This window comes from Actinomadura sp. NPDC000600, assembly GCF_040492135.1.
In the GTDB taxonomy this organism is placed as follows: Bacteria; Actinomycetota; Actinomycetes; order Streptosporangiales; family Streptosporangiaceae; genus Spirillospora.
Genome location: NZ_JBEUPD010000120.1, coordinates 1 through 1386, shown reverse-complemented (window position 1 = coordinate 1386; position 1386 = coordinate 1). Strand labels below are relative to the sequence as shown.

Annotated in this window: 2 rRNA genes; both read right to left on the bottom strand. The window is 57.8% G+C overall.

The annotated features are described in order from the left end of the window. A 23S ribosomal RNA gene (locus tag ABWI07_RS44115) occupies nt 1-930 on the bottom strand; the annotation flags it as partial. Between the two features lie 312 nt (nt 931-1242). Further along, nucleotides 1243-1386 (bottom strand): 16S ribosomal RNA (locus ABWI07_RS44110); the annotation flags it as partial.

Below are 1386 nucleotides of genomic sequence, written 5' to 3'. Positions count from 1 at the left end.
TGCATTTCGGGGAGAACCAGCTATCACGGAGTTTGATTGGCCTTTCACCCCTAACCACAGGTCATCCCCCAGGTTTTCAACCCTGGTGGGTTCGGTCCTCCACGAAGTCTTACCTCCGCTTCAACCTGCCCATGGCTAGATCACTCCGCTTCGGGTCTTGAGCGCGCTACTAAATCGCCCTATTCGGACTCGCTTTCGCTACGGCTTCCCCACACGGGTTAACCTCGCAACACACCGCAAACTCGCAGGCTCATTCTTCAAAAGGCACGCAGTCACGACGCACCGAGTAAACTCGATGCGCGACGCTCCCACGGCTTGTAGGCACACGGTTTCAGGTACTATTTCACTCCGCTCCCGCGGTACTTTTCACCATTCCCTCACGGTACTATCCGCTATCGGTCACCAGGGAATATTTAGGCTTAGCGGGTGGTCCCGCCAGATTCACACGGGATTTCTCGGGCCCCGTGCTACTTGGGTGTCTCTCAAACGAGCCGCTGATGTTTCGACTACGGGGGTCTTACCCTCTACGCCGGACCTTTCGCATGTCCTTCGCCTACATCAACGGTTTCTGACTCGTCTCACGGCCGGCAGACCGTAAAAGAGAGATCCCACAACCCCGTATACGCAACCCCTGCCGGGTCTCACACGCATACGGTTTGGCCTCATCCAGTTTCGCTCGCCACTACTCCCGGAATCACGGTTGTTTTCTCTTCCTGCGGGTACTGAGATGTTTCACTTCCCCGCGTTCCCTCCACATACCCTATGTGTTCAGGTATGGGTGACAGCCCATGACGACTGCCGGGTTTCCCCATTCGGAAACCCCCGGATCAAAGCCTGGTTGACGGCTCCCCGGGGACTATCGTGGCCTCCCACGTCCTTCATCGGTTCCTGGTGCCAAGGCATCCACCGTGCGCCCTTAAAAACTTGGCCACAGATGCTCGCGTCCACTGTGCAGTTCTCAAACAACGACCAACCACCCGTCACAACCCGCCGAAGCAGATCTTTACCGGGGCCGGCACTGAAGGCAGCCACAATCGGCCGTACCCTCAGACACCCAACAGCGTGCCCGACACCCTCGCCCTCCCATGTTCGCTTTCCACGCCGAAGCAGTACTTGCCAACCTGAGCAGGTCGAGTGTGCCGAATAATCAACGTTCCACCCTTGAGCAACCAGCATCAGACAGTCGCTGATGTACTGGCCTCTGACCTCACCCCGAAGGGATCGGTAAGAAGTGCTCCTTAGAAAGGAGGTGATCCAGCCGCACCTTCCGGTACGGCTACCTTGTTACGACTTCGTCCCAATCGCCAGTCCCACCTTCGACAGCTCCCTCCCACAAGGGGTTGGGCCACCGGCTTCGGGTGTTACCGACTTTCGTGACGTGACGGG